Origin of the sequence: Peribacillus sp. NJ4, from assembly GCF_030348345.1 — a bacterium.
In the GTDB taxonomy this organism is placed as follows: Bacteria; Bacillota; Bacilli; order Bacillales; family DSM-1321; genus Peribacillus.
In genome coordinates this window covers 596,342-612,649 of record NZ_JAUCFQ010000001.1, presented here as the reverse complement: position 1 = coordinate 612,649, position 16,308 = coordinate 596,342, and the positions used below count along the sequence as shown (strand labels likewise).

Annotated in this window: 17 protein-coding genes; 8 read left to right on the top strand and 9 right to left on the bottom strand. The window is 42.3% G+C overall.

What is annotated here, in order from left to right:
- The first annotated feature begins 100 nt into the window (after positions 1 to 100).
- Together QUF94_RS03020 and QUF94_RS03015 are read left to right on the top strand one after the other, a co-directional pair.
- Complete coding sequence (locus QUF94_RS03020) at positions 101 to 1,384, top strand: glycoside hydrolase family 18 protein (protein WP_289314555.1); 1,284 nt, start codon at positions 101 to 103, stop codon at positions 1,382 to 1,384.
- Between the two features lie 265 nt (positions 1,385 to 1,649).
- Complete coding sequence (locus QUF94_RS03015) at positions 1,650 to 2,642, top strand: potassium channel family protein (RefSeq protein ID WP_289314554.1); 993 nt, start codon at positions 1,650 to 1,652, stop codon at positions 2,640 to 2,642.
- Here QUF94_RS03015 and QUF94_RS03010 read toward each other — a convergent pair.
- The 3 genes from QUF94_RS03010 to QUF94_RS03000 all read right to left on the bottom strand — a co-directional run bounded on the left by QUF94_RS03010 (position 2,639) and on the right by QUF94_RS03000 (position 6,088).
- The gene (locus QUF94_RS03010; protein ID WP_289314553.1) at positions 2,639 to 3,043 is read right to left on the bottom strand and encodes a YugN-like family protein; all 405 of its coding nucleotides are present in this window, start codon (positions 3,041 to 3,043) and stop codon (positions 2,639 to 2,641) included. The genes QUF94_RS03015 and QUF94_RS03010 overlap by 4 nt on opposite strands.
- 393 nt (positions 3,044 to 3,436) lie before the next feature.
- Positions 3,437 to 4,783 (bottom strand): glucose-6-phosphate isomerase, encoded by a 1,347-nt coding sequence (locus tag QUF94_RS03005; RefSeq protein WP_289314552.1) that lies wholly within the window; start codon positions 4,781 to 4,783, stop codon positions 3,437 to 3,439.
- A gap of 141 nt (positions 4,784 to 4,924) precedes the next feature.
- Positions 4,925 to 6,088 (bottom strand): iron-containing alcohol dehydrogenase, encoded by a 1,164-nt coding sequence (locus QUF94_RS03000; RefSeq protein ID WP_289314551.1) that lies wholly within the window; start codon positions 6,086 to 6,088, stop codon positions 4,925 to 4,927.
- A 208-nt stretch (positions 6,089 to 6,296) separates the two neighbouring features.
- Here QUF94_RS03000 and QUF94_RS02995 point away from each other — a divergent pair, with 208 nt between their 5' ends.
- The gene (locus QUF94_RS02995) at positions 6,297 to 6,530 is read left to right on the top strand and encodes a DUF378 domain-containing protein (RefSeq protein WP_289314550.1); all 234 of its coding nucleotides are present in this window, start codon (positions 6,297 to 6,299) and stop codon (positions 6,528 to 6,530) included.
- Positions 6,531 to 6,723: 193 nt separating this feature from the next.
- Here the strand turns inward: QUF94_RS02995 and yugI are convergent, their stop codons facing one another.
- Positions 6,724 to 7,128, bottom strand: a complete 405-nt coding sequence (gene yugI, locus QUF94_RS02990; RefSeq protein WP_061143894.1) for a S1 domain-containing post-transcriptional regulator GSP13 — start codon at positions 7,126 to 7,128, stop codon at positions 6,724 to 6,726.
- 346 nt (positions 7,129 to 7,474) lie between these two features.
- Between yugI and QUF94_RS02985 the strand changes: the two genes are divergently transcribed.
- Positions 7,475 to 8,818, top strand: a complete 1,344-nt coding sequence (locus tag QUF94_RS02985; RefSeq protein ID WP_289314549.1) for a sodium-dependent transporter — start codon at positions 7,475 to 7,477, stop codon at positions 8,816 to 8,818.
- A 139-nt stretch (positions 8,819 to 8,957) separates the two neighbouring features.
- Positions 8,958 to 9,311 carry a helix-turn-helix domain-containing protein gene (locus QUF94_RS02980; protein WP_289314548.1) on the top strand — a complete coding sequence of 118 codons (354 nt, stop codon included), beginning with the start codon at positions 8,958 to 8,960 and terminating at the stop codon, positions 9,309 to 9,311.
- Between the two features lie 159 nt (positions 9,312 to 9,470).
- Here QUF94_RS02980 and QUF94_RS02975 read toward each other — a convergent pair whose 3' ends face one another.
- Both QUF94_RS02975 and QUF94_RS02970 read right to left on the bottom strand, forming a co-directional pair.
- On the bottom strand, positions 9,471 to 10,640 hold the full coding sequence (locus QUF94_RS02975) for an aminotransferase (protein ID WP_289314547.1): 1,170 nt from the start codon (positions 10,638 to 10,640) through the stop codon (positions 9,471 to 9,473).
- Positions 10,637 to 11,137 (bottom strand): Lrp/AsnC family transcriptional regulator, encoded by a 501-nt coding sequence (locus tag QUF94_RS02970; protein ID WP_100533585.1) that lies wholly within the window; start codon positions 11,135 to 11,137, stop codon positions 10,637 to 10,639. The genes QUF94_RS02975 and QUF94_RS02970 overlap by 4 nt, the downstream gene beginning before the upstream one ends.
- 295 nt (positions 11,138 to 11,432) lie before the next feature.
- Here QUF94_RS02970 and QUF94_RS02965 point away from each other — a divergent pair, with 295 nt between their 5' ends.
- Entirely contained in the window at positions 11,433 to 12,275 is an 843-nt protein-coding gene (locus tag QUF94_RS02965) for an alpha/beta fold hydrolase (RefSeq protein WP_289314546.1), read from the top strand.
- 38 nt (positions 12,276 to 12,313) lie between these two features.
- Here QUF94_RS02965 and QUF94_RS02960 read toward each other — a convergent pair whose 3' ends face one another.
- Complete coding sequence (locus tag QUF94_RS02960; RefSeq protein WP_289314545.1) at positions 12,314 to 12,574, bottom strand: DUF1871 family protein; 261 nt, start codon at positions 12,572 to 12,574, stop codon at positions 12,314 to 12,316.
- Between the two features lie 102 nt (positions 12,575 to 12,676).
- Between QUF94_RS02960 and QUF94_RS02955 the strand changes: the two genes are divergently transcribed.
- A complete protein-coding gene (locus QUF94_RS02955) occupies positions 12,677 to 13,852 on the top strand; it encodes a MalY/PatB family protein (protein ID WP_289314544.1) in 1,176 nt (391 codons plus the stop codon).
- 40 nt (positions 13,853 to 13,892) lie between these two features.
- On the opposite strand, the gene QUF94_RS02950 is transcribed toward QUF94_RS02955, so the two are convergent.
- Entirely contained in the window at positions 13,893 to 14,648 is a 756-nt protein-coding gene (locus QUF94_RS02950; RefSeq protein WP_289314543.1) for a TraR/DksA C4-type zinc finger protein, read from the bottom strand.
- A gap of 143 nt (positions 14,649 to 14,791) precedes the next feature.
- Between QUF94_RS02950 and QUF94_RS02945 the strand changes: the two genes are divergently transcribed.
- The gene (locus QUF94_RS02945) at positions 14,792 to 15,649 is read left to right on the top strand and encodes a manganese catalase family protein (protein ID WP_289314542.1); all 858 of its coding nucleotides are present in this window, start codon (positions 14,792 to 14,794) and stop codon (positions 15,647 to 15,649) included.
- Between the two features lie 41 nt (positions 15,650 to 15,690).
- On the opposite strand, the gene QUF94_RS02940 is transcribed toward QUF94_RS02945, so the two are convergent.
- Positions 15,691 to 16,305, bottom strand: a complete 615-nt coding sequence (locus QUF94_RS02940) for a PH domain-containing protein (protein ID WP_289314541.1) — start codon at positions 16,303 to 16,305, stop codon at positions 15,691 to 15,693.
- Positions 16,306 to 16,308: the final 3 nt, after the last annotated feature.

Sequence of the window (16,308 nt, the reverse complement as noted above, 5' to 3'; positions counted from 1 at the left end):
TTTTTCTTTACGGCCCTTCAATCCAAAGCTCTTTATCATGATTTTCTTATTATGTTCATAAACTGTTAGGAAACTTTCAGTACAGTAGGAGGGAAAAGAATTGCAAATACATGTGGTTAGGCCAGGCCAGACGTTATATGGCATCGCCCAGACGTACAGCGTAACCGTTGACAGGCTCGTGGAAACGAATAAGATTCCTAACCCAACTAACCTTGTTTCGGGGCAGGCCCTTGTCATTCCAATAGTCGGCAGCTATTATTTCGTTCAACCGGGTGATAGTCTTTATTCCATTTCCCAAAAGGTTGATGTCCCTTTTCAAGAGTTGGCAAAAATAAATGGCATTCCCGAAAATCAAGTCTTATCCGTTGGATATCGACTCTATATTCCGGCACGGAAGAAAAGGACCGCCGAATTCAACGGTTATGTCGAGCCTAGGGGTACGACGGTCGCACCGGCCCTTGTAACGGCTGCAAGGGAAGCTGCGCCCTATTTAACCTATTTAGCCCCATTCAGCTTCCAGGCGCTTCGTGACGGCTCCTTAAAAGAGCCTTTGCTCGATGACTTCCCTGCCATCGCCAGAGAAAATAAAAATGTTTTAATGATGGTGATCACGAATCAGGAAAATGACCAATTCAGCGATGAGCTCGGGCAAATCATCTTGACGAATACTTCTGTTCAGAATAAGTTCCTGAACAATATCGTTACAACGGCAAAGAAATATGGATTCCGGGATATTCACTTTGACTTTGAGTTTTTAAGGCCGGCCGATAAAGAAGCCTATAATCAATTTCTCCGAAAAGCCAGGGATCGATTCAAGAAAGAAGGCTGGTTCATTTCCACGGCACTTGCCCCTAAAACAAGTGCTGAACAAAAAGGCAGTTGGTATGAAGCACATGACTATAAAGCACATGGTGAAATCGTCGACTTCGTTATCATCATGACTTATGAATGGGGATATAGCGGAGGACCTGCAATGGCCGTGTCCCCTATTGGACCGGTTCGGGATGTTCTCGAATATGCCGTCACCGATATTCCCTCCAATAAGATCCTGATGGGGCAGAATCTATATGGCTATGATTGGACCCTGCCTTTTGTACAGGGATCCACCGCCAAGGCCGTGAGTCCGCAGCAGGCCATCCAGATTGCGGCGGCAAATAATGTTTCCATCGAGTATGATGAAACCGCACAGGCCCCGCACTTCAACTATACTATTGAGGATAGGCAGCATGAGGTGTGGTTTGAGGATGCCAGATCCATTCAGGCAAAATTCGATTTAATCAAAGAACTGAACCTAAGGGGGATGAGTTATTGGAAGCTCGGCCTGGCCTTCCCTCAAAACTGGCTGCTCATCAGTGATAATTTTAACGTACGCAGAAGGGTCTAAGAACAGATTGAGCCTATATCGTCAAATTTTTGGAATACCAAGACGCAAACGGACATATAATCAAATATCGAGCATGAAGTCCAGTTCAGGATACGTGACTCAGCCAATAAGCCTTCCGGCATTGCCGGAGGGCTTTTATCATTTCAGTCGCAACTTTCCAGGTAATCTGCCGAAATTCATCATTCAAAGTTTGTCTGTCCGCTCCCTTATGAGCCAAGCCTTTTTTGACCATACTAAAAGGAACAGTTAAGGGGGTGTGAGAAACATGATTCGAATCGGCACATACATCAGCGCCGTTCCCAGAATTCCGCGTTTCATCAGATTGCTTTCTATCATCGCATTATTTTTACTCTCATTCGGGGTCTTGATCCACATTGTGGAGCCGAAGAGATTCCCTACTTTACTTGATGGCATCTGGTGGGCAATCGTCACAATGTCAACGGTGGGTTACGGAGATTTTACTCCCGTTACAAATCTTGGAAAAATAATTGGGATGGTCCTCATTTTGTCGGGAGCCGGCCTGATCACCTCTTATTTTGCGTTCATTGCTAAAATGTCCATTTCCAATGAACAGCAATTTCTAACAGGAAAGAAAGTATTCGGCGGCGGCGGTCATATCATCATTGTAGGCTGGAATGGCCGTTCCAAGAGAATCATCCAAAACATTCATGATCGTAAACATCATCAATCCATCGTCCTTATAGATGATACACTGCAAAAGCATCCGCTTCCAAGAACGAATATCCACTTTGTCCAAGGAAAAGCTACATTGGATTCCGTTTTGCAAAAAGCTAATATAAAACAAGCCATACGCGTACTTATCACAGCTGACCTCAAGCAAGACGAGCTGCAAACGGATATGTTCTCGATATTAACATTATTGGCTGTCAAGGGACTGAATCCGCATGTGTATTGCCTTGTGGAGATATTAACGCATGAACAAAAGGAAAATGCTTTACGAGCAGGAGCGGACGGTATAGTGGAAACGAATAAATTTGCGAGTGAATATATGCAGGATTGCTTATCGAAAGGGATCATTGCGGATGCAGAAGTGCAAAATGATTGGGATGGATTGAACCTCAAACAGCTGCCCGTCCGGAATGACTGGGTGGAAATGTCGTTCAAACAGCTGGGCGTCAAGCTATTTGATCAGGACATTTTATTGATTGGCATCATTTCAGGGGACAAGACTTTCATCAAGCCCCCTGCAGATGTAATCATACATCGTAATGACACCCTGCTCATCATTGAAGATTAATGTAATAAAAGCTTTTCCAAATCACGGACAAGCGTTTTTCCATATGAGATATAGTTTTCCGGAAATTCGGCATCCGGATTTTCCGGCTCAGCAAACTGGTTGAAGGAAGCGGAGAGGTTTCCGATATTTCCTTCACCGTCAATACCGTCCTCGTACTTATGAGATAGCAAAAACGGCTGTAAAAATTCGACCATTACCCCATCCATATCGAGTGAACCATCAACAGCCTTGAAAGGGACTCGCAAGAACTGGTATCCATCACTGTCATCTATCTTATAATCAAAAGACCCGTGGTCATAATCCCATCCTCCGCCTATCACATAGCCTTCGGGTTTTAACTTCGTCTCCAAATCGAACAAACCGAATGTTTTCCCTTCCAACTCAGAAGAAATTTTAATCATTGTAAAAAACCTCTTTCGCTAATTTTCTATTAGCTTAACCAAAAGGCCTTTAAAAAAACCCCTGGAATGACTCTATCGTTCCCTTGATCAGGCATAAAGGAAGATTGGCTTCCTCACTGATTTCCAAGCTTTCCTTACGCTTTTATTTCAGCTTCGTCGCTCCTCTCCTCCTCCAGTCGTAATTACCGGATCTTCTGCTGCTCTTCTTTCCATCCGGCAGGCAGGCTTCTTGCGGACCCGGGAACCGTTCTCAGTTTCTCTAGCACCTCGATACTACTTATCCCCCACTTTCATTTTCGATACCAGTATCGAATATGTTTATTCTTACCCTTTGGCGTTCAACCCAAAAAAAGCATCAAGCTGGATGTATTCCAGCTTGATGCCTTTTTATTATTATAAGCGCTTTTCGAGCTCCGCTTTTTTCTCTTCATAACCCGGTTTGCCTAAAAGCGCAAACATGTTCACCTTATATGCTTCCACTCCAGGCTGATCAAATGGATTTACACCTAGTAAGTAACCGCTCATTGCACAAGCTTTCTCGAAGAAATATACAAGGTAGCCAAATGTATAAGCATCGAGCTGAGGAACCGATAGGATCAGATTGGGAACGCCGCCGTCCGTATGGGCTAACAGAGTACCCTCAAATGCTTTATTATTTACGAATTGCACCGTTTCACCTGAAAGGTAATTCAGACCATCCAAATCATTTCCCGCTTTTTCAATTGAAATTTCATGACGGGCTTTCTCCACTTTGATGACTGTTTCAAAAAGATCACGTCGCCCTTCCTGAACATACTGCCCTAATGAATGCAGGTCAGTCGAAAAGTTAGCGGATGAAGGGAAGATCCCTTTTTGATCCTTTCCTTCACTCTCTCCAAATAATTGTTTCCACCACTCAGAGAAGTATTGAAGTCCAGGCTCATAGTTTATCAGCATTTCAATGGTTTTCCCTTTATTGTAAAGGATATTTCGAACCGCCGCATATTGGTATGCCTGATTATCCGCTAGCTCGGAAGAACTGAATTCCACCCTGGCTTGCTCGGCTCCCTCCATGATTTGATCGATATCCGCCCCGCTGACCGCAATCGGAAGCAGCCCTACTGCCGTTAAGACCGAGTAACGTCCGCCAACATCATCAGGAATGACGAAAGTTTGGAAACCTTCCTCCGTTGCTACCGTTTTTAATGCGCCCTTTTCTTTATCAGTGGTCGCATAAATGCGGCCTTTAGCTTCTTCAACCCCATATTTTTGTTCCAGCAATTTCCGGAAAATCCTGAAGGCAAGTGCAGGTTCAGTGGTCGTACCGGATTTAGAGATGACGTTGATCGAGAAATCCCTATTTTCCAATAGGTCCATTACGTCCTGCATATATGTAGAGCTTATATTATTACCCACAAATAAAATTTGCGGTGTATTTCTTTTGTCCGATGGCAAAATGTTATAAAAACTATGTTGAAGCATCTCGACTGCCGCACGTGCTCCCAGGTATGACCCACCGATTCCGATAACCAGCAACACATCTGAATCTTCTTTTATTTTTTCGGCCGCTTTTTTGATTCTTGAGAACTCTTCTTTATCATAATTGGCGGGTAAATCAAGCCAGCCAAGATATTCATTGCCTGCCCCTGTCTGCTCATGCAGAGAATGGTGTGCCACTTTTACAGCATCCTGTAAATAGGTTATTTCATGCTCCCCGAAAAACGGTAGGGCTTTTGAATAATCGAAACGAATATGGGCCATTCAAATTCCTCCTTTAATTTTAAGTTTCCCTTTCACTTTATCTGATGTAATTCTCATAATCAAGACATCGATTTAGTAAATAACGAATAATGCAGCAATCTCCCACCTGACAAGATGGGAGAAATGATCATTTCACTTGATTTATAATGAAGCCCGTAAAATGGCAAGGACATCCTCACGGTTCAGGATTTTGAATCGTCCAAATTCCCCTCTGCTCATCGCTTTATCAGCCATGACTTCCAATTGTGAGTCATCGATGCCATAATCCGAAAGATTGGTCGGCGCCCCTAAGCTGCTCCAAAACGCCCTAAGCCTTTCAATGCCCTCAAGTGCAGCTTCCTCATCCGTTTTACCTTCCGGGTCCACATGGAACACGCGGACTGCAACCTGTTTAAAGCGTGCGACGTTTTCATGGAGCACATGTTTCATCCAATTTGGGAATAAGATGGCCAATCCTCCGGCATGCGGGATGTCATAAACGGCTGAAACGGCATGTTCAATGTTATGAGTTGCCCAATCACCACTGTAACCAACCCCAAGCGAACCATTCAAGGCTAGATTTCCTGCATATAGGATAGTAGCCCGGTGCTCATAATTCTCTAGGTCTTCCAATAGTTTAGGTGCCGTTTCAATCACGGTCAATAACAGCGATTCACAGAAACGGTCTTGAAGGGGTGCATGCGTTTCCGGATGGAAATACGTTTCGAACACATGTGACATCATATCGACCATTCCGTATACCGTTTGATCTTTAGGCACCGAAAAAGTATTTTCGGGATCTAAAATCGAGAATTGAGGAAATACCAATGGACTTCCCCATCCATATTTCTCTTTCGTTTCCCAGTTTGTTATGACTGAGCCCGAATTTGCCTCGGAGCCGGTTGCAGCTAAAGTCAGCACCGTTCCAAACGGAAGGGCCTCTACCACTGGTGCCTCCTTAATGACAAGATCCCATGGATCCCCCTCATATTTAGCACCTGCCACAATTGCCTTTGTAGCATCAATAACGCTTCCGCCTCCAACAGCAAGGACAAAGTCGATACCCTTTTCTTTACAAAGATCCACACCTTTCCGGACTGTTGAGATGCGTGGATTCGGTTCAACTCCGGAAAGTTCGTGTACCTCTGCATCAATCACCTTCAATGCGTTGACCACTTTATCATATAAGCCATTTTTCTTTATGCTTCCTCCACCGTAAACAAGTAAAACTTTATGACCATAAGCAGGAATTTCAGTTTTTAAACTTTCAAGCTGATTTTTCCCGAAAATTACTTTAGTAGGATTTTTATAAGTGAAATTTTCCAATGGATTTCTCTCCTTTAGTGCCTCATTGACCCCATCTGTGGCCATAAAATTGCCCATTTGGCCAATGGCTGGTTTTTCTTTTCATTATGAACCAATGTTCCATATAAATACAAAATATCCGCCCGCATCTTTTATAAGGATGTATATTTACATGATGAAAAAGCATGATAAGTAAAGAACTGATTTTCTCAAAAAGGGAGGCTGTACAATGAGTGGAATACAAAGAACTGCACTTGTTCTTATTATAATCGGGGCAATCAACTGGGGATTAATAGGTTTTTTCCAATTTGACTTGGTCGCTTCAATTTTCGGAGGGCAAGATGCAGCAATGGCCCGCATCGTTTATGGATTGGTAGGAATTGCCGGTCTCATTAATCTTGGTCTTCTCTTTAAACCAAGTCCTGAAATTTCCAGGGAGCCTGAAACCAAACCTACTCGTTGAAAGTCTTAAGTCCATGGACATTGTTTATGTTCTATAAAATAAAGCCGGACCATGGTAAACACATGACCCGGCTTTATTTAATTCATATGCCTGTATACCATCTATAAGCGGCAAGTTAGGTCTGGACATCTTCATTGATCATGAAAATGGACAAAAAAAACCGGCTGATCGAAGGATCTGCCGGTTCACAAAATTATTTTTTGATTAAGTCTTCGCGTTGAGATTGTTCAATCCACTCTTGAAGTTTGTCTTTCAATGTGTTGAAACCTTCAGTAGATTCGATGTGAGATGTCGCTTTAACAGATGCTTGGCGTTTTTTCGGAGCTTTTTTCGGAGCTTCAGTACGCTCAGGAGCTTCTTCTGTAGCGCGGATCGATAAGCCGATTTTTCCTGCAGCTGAATCGATGGAAAGCACTTTAACTTTTACTTCATCGCCCACTTTTAAATGTTCGTTGATATCTTTAACGAATCCGTGAGTAATTTCAGAAATATGAACTAAACCTTGAGTTGAATCATCTAGAGCAACAAAAGCACCGTATGGTTGAATACCAGTAACTTTACCAGTAACTACCGCACCAATTTCGAATTTTTCAGACATGGTAACACTCCTATTTTATATATATTTTTTCGTCTTTTCACGCAATAAAAAATTATATCACATAATTGGAAAATAATCAAAGTTAAGTATACCATACTTTTTGGGATTTTACTCATTAAATATGTTTGTTTTTTGGAAATAATAAATATCATAAGCTCGTTATTAATAACTTATCCTAAAAATTTGCAAATAACCTCATTTCCCCTTAAGATATTTACTCATTTTTCTAAAGATTGTAATATTAAAACACTATCCAATCCCTAATAAACATAGTAAGATGGGAAAATGTTTTAAAGAAAGTAATTTACAGCTAGATATTTTTTACATCTAAAGGAGTTTTTCCATCATGTCAAAACAAGATCAATGGACTTCAAAACTTGGGTTTATCCTGGCAGCCGCGGGATCCGCTATTGGATTGGGTGCCATCTGGAAGCTCCCATATATGACTGGGGAAAATGGTGGAGGGGTCTTTTTCCTGCTCTTCATTTTGTTCACCCTGCTTATCGGTGCACCCATATTAATTGCAGAATTCACAATTGGCCGCAATGCACAGAAAGATGCCATCAGCGCATATAAACATATCGCCCCAGGAAAGCCTTGGGTTTTGATTGGGTACGGCGGTGTCGTCGCTTCCATCATTCTGCTTTCATTCTTCAGTGTGGTTGGAGGCTGGATCATCTCTTATTTAGCAAGAAGCTTTACAAGTTCCCTCTCAAACTTAACTCAAGAGGAATATGGAAACTTCTTTAATGCGATAATCAGCAATCCTTATGAAACGGTAATCGCTCAATTATTATTCATGGTCTTTACCATTTGGGTCGTGCAAGGTGGCGTATCCAAGGGAATTGAAAAAGCGAATAAATATATGATGCCTTCATTGTTCATTCTTTTCATCATTCTTCTAATCCGTTCCTTGACTCTCGATGGAGCAATGGAGGGTGTGAAATTCTTCTTGAAGCCCGACTTTTCCGCTTTAACAGGGGAAACGATCCTATTGGCACTTGGCCAATCCTTCTTTGCGCTAAGTGTTGGTGTTTCAGTGATGGTAACCTACGCATCCTATTTAAGTAAAAATGAGGATATTACAAAATCGGCCTTTTCAGTAGTCGGACTGAATATCTTCATTTCCTTGTTGGCAGGTTTAGTTATCTTCCCGGCTGTTTTCGCACTAGGCTTCAGCCCATCAAGCGGGCCTGGACTGGTATTTGTCGTATTACCTGCCGTCTTTAATGAAATGGCGCTTGGCGGGATCTTCATGGCCATTTTCTTTATTTTATTATTATTTGCCACCCTTACAACGTCATTCTCGATACTTGAAATCGTTGTGGCAGCCATGATCAAAGGTGATACTGCAAAGCGGAAGAAGGCTTCTTGGATAGCTGGTATCCTCGTGTTCCTGATTGGGATTCCAAGCGCATTATCATTTGGGGTGCTTTCGGATGTGAAGATTTTCAATTTATCCATATTCGATTTGGCTGATTATCTGACAAGCAATATCGCGCTGCCAGTCGGCGCCTTGTTCATATCCCTTTTCATCGGCTATCAAATGAAAAGGATCGAGGTCCAAAGGGAGTTCGAATCTGGCGCAGATTCCGGCCGATCACTTTTTAAACTTTGGTACTTCCTGATTCGCTACATCGTGCCGATCATGATCATACTCGTATTCCTTAAGTCAATCAATCTCATTTAACATCCAAAATGCCGTCTCGATATATCTCGGGACGGCATTTTTTTCACAAAACCTACATAATCAATTACTTCTCTTTAAGTTATAATATGGTAAAATAATTACATTACTAAAATATTTCCTGAAAAAGGAGTGCCTGACTATGTCAAATATCGCGAAGAATATCCGGCAATACCGAGAAGATCATAACCTCACTCAACAGGAACTGGCTCTAAAATTACGAATCGGCACCAAGAAGATTGAAAAGTATGAATCCGGTGAATCGATTCCTGATACACAAACCATTTTACGGCTTTCCACCGTTCTTGACATTCCAGCTTCAGAATTCCTGGAGGATACCCCAACCGGGAACGCTTCTGATGTGGACGAGGACATCAAAAAGCTCATTGAAGAAGTTGGAACAAAAAAAGCAAAGCTCATTCTAAGAACAGCTAAAGATTTTAGCGAAGAACAAATTCTGAATGTTATGCATACTTTATATAATACAAAAGCCTAATTCAAAAAATGTCGTAGTGTGTGTATTTTTTTTCAGTGTGCTGGATATACTATGATTAACACTTTCTATGTTAATCCATTAGATTAACTCTTTTTTCTAATTCCCCCTATGGAAAGGGATCCGGCTGCTTGAAAAGGCCGGATCCCTATTTTTTTGCTTTTATTGGCAATGGTTCTTCATGAAACGTTCCATCCTACTAAGTGCTTCTTGAAGTTGTTCCATGGAGGATGCATAGGAACAGCGGATATGACCTTCACCGCTTTCCCCGAACACATCTCCCGGTACAACGGCTACAAGTTCTTCCGTCAGAAGTTTTTCAGCAAACTCCATCGAAGTCATCCCCGTTTTCTCGATGGACGGAAAAGCATAAAAAGCCCCGCCAGGATTATGGCAAACCAGACCCATATCGTTAAATGATTTCACGATAAAATTTCGTCTTCTCCGATAACTCCGACGCATTTCTTCCACATCCTGCATTCCGTGCTTCAAAGCTTCCAATGCAGCATGCTGTGCAATGGTCGGCGCACACATCATCGCATATTGATGAAGCTTAAGCATCGCTTCAGAAATTTCCTTAGGTGCACAAACGAACCCAAGACGCCATCCAGTCATCGCAAACCCTTTCGAAAACCCATTGATGACAATTGTCCTCTCAAGCATGCCGTCAATGGCAGCAAAGGAGGTGAATTTCTCATCATAAGCAAGTTCGGCATAGATTTCATCGGAAATGACCAATAAATCATGCTTTTTGACGATGTCAGCAAGCATCACTAATTCTTCCTGCCCAAGCTGGGTGCCCGTTGGGTTATTCGGCGAACAGATTAAAACGGCCTTCGTTTTAGGGGTGATCGCCGCTTCGAGTTGCCCGGGAGTCAGCTTAAAGTCATCTTCCTTTGAAGTTTGGACCGTCACCGGTATTCCCCCGGCCATGGTCACAAGCGGTGCATAAGCGACGAAACATGGTTCAACGACTATGACTTCCTCGCCTGGATTCAGGATGGTTCTCAAAGCAATGTCGAGAGCCTGGCTTGCTCCGACCGTGACAATGATTTGATCCTCTGGTCTATACGAAACATGGAACTGCTTTTCCATATACCAGCTGATTTCCGACCTTAATTCATATAATCCGGCATTAGCCGTATAAGAGGTATACCCTTCCTCCAAGGAGTTGATCGCCGCTTCCCTTACAGCCCAAGATGTAACGAAATCCGGTTCACCCACACCAAGTGAGACGACCCCTTCCAAATTGGCTGCCAGGTCGAAAAAGCGGCGGATACCTGATGGTTTAAGCTCTGCAATCGTCCTTGAAACATAACTCGTTTTAATCATGGTGACACCACTATCCGCTTATCTTCTTCAGTTTGGTCAAAAATCGTGCCATCGTGCTTGTATTTTTTCATAATGAAGTGAGTCGTCGTAGAAATGACGGAATCCAGTGTCGAAAGTTTTTCTGAAACAAAGCTTGCCACTTCGTTCATCGAACGTCCTTCGACAATGACTGAAAGATCATAGGCCCCTGACATTAGATAAACGGACTGGACTTCTTTGAATTTGTAAATCCTTTTTGCGACCTCATCGAAACCGACACCGCGTTTTGGAGTGACTTTTACATCAATCATGGCTGTGACACCATGGTATTCATCTACTTTTGCCCAGTTAATGACGGTTAAATAACGTACAATAACCCGCATATCTTCTAATTTCTTCAATGTTATTTCAATGTCCGCTTCTGATAGATCGGTCATTTTAGCCAAATCCTTCAGATCAATCCGGCTGTTATTTTCAATGATTCTCAAGACTTCCAATTCCTCTTCATTCAAGTGCATTGGAAAAACCCCCTTTTGGAATTCACTAATTTAAATGTGATGGTTTGGCTGGCAGATAGTCTCACGAATTACCTTATTAGACTTTTTTACAATCCTATATGACAATATAAATTAATAAGTCCTATTCTGTCAGGATAAACTTACACTATTATATCAAAATTGGTTGGTGACCTGTTATAGTAATTGTCTTTTTTCATCGTTATTATTACAATTACTGTTATGCAACAGTATTAAAGGACCTTTTTTGGGATATTCAGGTTAACATGGACTTTCATTTTAACGGAGGAGGATCTTTATGGAAAGTCATACAATCAAAGGCGTGGAACGGGTGGATGATATGGAAATCTATTTTGAATATGACCGAATGGATGATTCACTCCCCACCCTTGTACTGCTTCATGGGTTTTTGTCATCCAGCTTCAGTTTCCGTAAATTAGTACCCTATTTGATCAAGGAATTCAATGTGATCTCTATAGACCTCCCTCCCTTCGGTCAAAGCGGAAAAGATTATCGATATACATATTCATTCCGGAACATTGCTAAATCCGTCGTTCTGTTCTTAGAGGGGAAAAATATCAGGAAATTCAGTCTCATCGGCCATTCCATGGGCGGGCAGATTTCCCTGCAGCTCATCAAATCATATCCTGATCTTGTCGACCACGCCATTCTGCTTGCCGGTTCAGGCTATCAGCCCGGCTATTCGGAAAAAATGAAAATGGTCAGTTACCTGCCTTTCTTTTCATTCGGGATAAAACGGTATTTACAAAAATCAGGTATCGAAAAGAACTTGAAAAATGTCGTCCATGACCCGGCCATGATTGACGATGAAATGCGGCAGGGTTATCTGGGGCCATTCATAAAGAATCATGATATTTTCCGTGCCTTGGGGAGGATGCTTCGAGATAAGGAAGTCGATTTGCTGAAGGAGGACCTTAGTGATATCCATACACCTTGCCTGCTTATTTGGGGAAGGCATGACAGAGTGGTGCCATTGAGTGTTGGCCAAAGGCTTCATGATGACCTGCCTAATTCCGAGCTTGTTGTCATTGAGGATACTGGGCACCTCCTCCCAGAGGAGAAACCGGAAGAAGTGTATCAATTAATTAAGGGGTTTCTTGGAGTAGCCACCCCAACATAAAAAAGGTGACCCTTATTCGGGTACACCCTATTTCACCTTTAGATCGAACAGCTGGCATCATTTTTTATGATGAGCAGCTTCTGTGCAACTTCCAGGCATTTTTCCATCTGAACGGATTCATCAAACGCGAACTCGTAAATGGATTTTATTTTTTCCGCCAGTTCCTTTGGGTCATCTATATCCCGGATTGCTACGACTGTATCTGCAATTTCCGGTTCATATAAATCCCAACCTATTTGGAAGGGATCCCACTCTTGCAAAACGGCAACCAACGCTAAATTCATTTGCTGTGTATCCATATCTTCATCACCTGCTCAATATTTTCAAAGAACATGATATCATAGTATCATAACAACAGACTTTTCACGAAGACGACAAATTTTTATTCGGTGGTGTATATTTTGAACAAGTCAATTTTTGAAGAACAAATTAACAGGGAAAATTCAGGGTCAGCAAAATGGGATAAAAACTCGCTCAAATCATTGTATGGACGCGAGGATATTCTACCAATGTGGGTTGCCGATATGGACTTCCCATCTCCTGAGGGCATTCAAAAGGCGTTAATGGAACGCTTGAATCATCCAATTTTCGGCTATACCGTCCCTTCGGAAACGGTTTTCACCGAAATTCAAAGCTGGCTTAGAGACCGGCACTCCTGGCAAATCGAAAAAGAGTGGATTTCATTCAGCTCTGGCGTCGTTTCTGCGATCGGTACAACGATCCAAGCATTCACGAACCCGGGCGATAAAATATTGTTACAATCTCCCGTCTATACCCCATTTTTTGATATGATCAAAAATAATGACCGGGAAGTGGTCAATAGTCCCCTTATCATAGAAAAAGACCGCTTTGAGATTGATTTCACGGATTTTGAGGACAAACTGAAAAGCGGAGTGAAACTATTCCTTTTTTGCAGTCCACATAACCCTGGCGGACGCGTTTGGACAAAGGACGAACTATTGCGAATCGGGGAGCTATGTGAAAAATATGATGTAGTCATCGTCAGTGATGAGATACATGCTGACTTATTCCATAAAACTTCGAGGCATTATCCGATCGGCTCACTTTCGGAAAAATTAGCGGACATAACCGTTACGTTAATGGCCCCAAGTAAAACATTCAATATTGCCGGCCTTCAAGCTTCATTCCTGATCGCCAGTAATGAAAAATTGCAGAAGCAATTGCAAAAGGCCCAAACGAAGCTTGCCTTCCATGGTCTTAACATCTTTGCCTTAACAGCTATGGAAGCCGCGTATCGAGAGGGCTTGGATTGGCTGGAAGACATGATTGACTACATTGAGGAGAATATAAAAGTGGCAGAGGAATTCATTGCTGCTGAAATTCCTTCACTGCATGTCATGCATCCGGAAGCTTCTTACCTATTATGGATTGATTGCCGTGACCTTGGATTGACCGACAAGGAAATTAAGGAACGGCTGATTCATCAAGGGAAGCTCGCATTGGAGCCCGGTTCAAAATATGGACCTGGCGGAGAAGGTTTCGTCCGAATGAATCTCGGTTGTTCACGCAGCATGATGATGGAAGGGCTAAACCGTTTGAAATTGGCTTTTCCATAAATAAAAAAGGAACCAGGTTTAGAATCCTGGTTCTTTTTTTTCATTCTTTCTCTTCATCTACATAAGGATCATGCTCATAACGTGGCAAATCCCCAAACGGGGTTTGAATATTTTCTTCAAAAAGTTCTTCCTTCAATTCTTCATATTGCGAGTTAGGGTAAACGGTTATCTCTTTACCGTATATATCCACACCAACGAAATTTTCATAATCTTCGACATATCCGATATTTTCTTCGGACTCGACATACATATCTTCGTAATCATTTGGTGGATTCACAAAATCGGAAGGCGTTTCAGATGTTCCATAGCTGGCAACGTCCTGCCATGAATCTTCCGCATCGTATGCAACCGATTCGTGCCGGTCATCATAATCAAACTTTCCAAATGGGGGTCCCAGCACTTCCTCTTCCACCGGCCGATTGTCCGAAGTTTCTTGTGACGGGGTATGCTCGACACAATAAGTCGTAGTAGGGATGGCATTCAAACGTTCAAGAGGTATTTCCTTTGAACAAACCTCGCATTTTCCATACTCACCTGCCTCGATGGCAGAAAGCGCTCTTTCAATATCCCTTATTTCATCCCGATCATGCTCGGTAAGGGCCAAATCCTTTTCCCGTTCATATAACTCGGTTCCCTGATCGCCGGGATGATTATCGTAATTCGATAACTCACCTGTCGAATCCTCCATGCTTCTTCTTAAATCGTGGTCGCCTTGATCATTTAATCGCTCTTTCAACTCTTGCTTCGTTTGCTGCAATTGCTGTTGAAATTCTTTAAGCTGCTGATTGGATAGCATGTGCAACATCCTTTCAAAATCGTTCTTCCCACTAGTATTTCTCTCTTCCCGTCATTCCATAAGGGTATTTTTTACCTTAAGAATAATTTAATTCAGATAACAGAAGCTAAATCAGAAATATTAATTCTTAGGAGGGCTTTGATTTGTATTTCTATAAAGAAGATTTAATAAATATCATCGTTCCCGATAAGCCTGATCCGAATGCAGCAAAAGTACTTCAGGAAACGCTCGGAGGGCAATTCGGTGAAATGCGGACGATGATGCAGTATTCTTTCCAAAGCGCCAACTTCCGCGGCAAGGCTAAACAATATCGTGATTTAATCCGTGGTGTTTTCTTAGAGGAACTAAGCCATGTTGAACTTGTCCAATCAACCATTAACCAGCTGCTGAATGATGCTGGCGGGGATATGCCCGGAGATGCCGGTATCGATGGTGCCCCATTGGATGATGTCATCCGGGGTGGCGCAAACCCCCATCATTTCATCATCGGTGCGAAAGCTTCCCTCCCCGTCGATGCTGGCGGCAATCCATGGAATGGATCATGGGTTTATGATCACGGTAATCTTGTGGCGAACCTTTTGAATAATGTCATGCTTGAATCCACGGGGGTCCTGCAAAAGTCGAGGATTTATGAAATGAGTTCCAATAAAACAATGCGTGAAACACTGGCATTTTTAATGGTTCGTGACAATGCCCATCAAAATGCATTTGCCAAAGCATTGGAAACCCTCGGGGTCGACTGGGGAAAAATCTTCCCCGTACCTAATTATGATTTGAACAAATATCCTGAATGCCGCAAATATGTGGATTTAGGCTACCATAATGCCCAATTCAATTTCAGGCTGGATCAAACTCAAATCAGCGAAGTTTTCCAAGGGGAAACACCGAGTCGAAATGGCGGAAAACTTGCTGTTACCGAGCCGCCAAAAGGATTCCCGGTCCCAGAAATGCCAGATATGCCAAATGAACACAGTCCTGGATTGAGTGATTTGAACAATTAAAAAAGAAGGCGGACACATCATTCTGTGTTCGCCTCCTTGTTTTAATTATTGATATATTTCTCAAAAACAAAGCCAAAATCTTTCACATGGTACTTTTTCCGGCTATCCATCAACCATTCGAAAGCTGCGGAATTAATTTCCTTGAAACTTGCAGCCATTTGGCTTCCTTCAGTACGAACCTGGTTCAAAGTGGAAGAAGCAAGGTTTACACTTTGCTGGGCATATTGAAGGGCATATTCATTCTCATGGCAAATTTCCGATATTTTCACGAGTGTTTTGAACAAGTCCTTTAATTCTTCAATGAATTTCTTATGGACATCAATGGAGAAACTCTTTGCACCGATCGAAAATTTAATTTCCACATCCAAATCAACAGTCCCTGCCGTTTCAAGCGTTACGTTGGAAATATTATACTGGCTGTAGCTATACCTAGTAAGTGTACGCTTTTTGCTTATTGCACTCGTGCCATCCAAATGTATGAACGCTTGATTCGTGAAACAGTACTCATCGGTTTTCGATTTAATCAGGAAATAAATTTTTTCCTCATCTTCATGCATGATATAATCATCTGCATCCACCTTGTCATAATCGGCAGGGCTAATCACACTCCCAATATCACTAAGACCAAGGGCATCAGCCGCAATTTTCTTGAACATTCC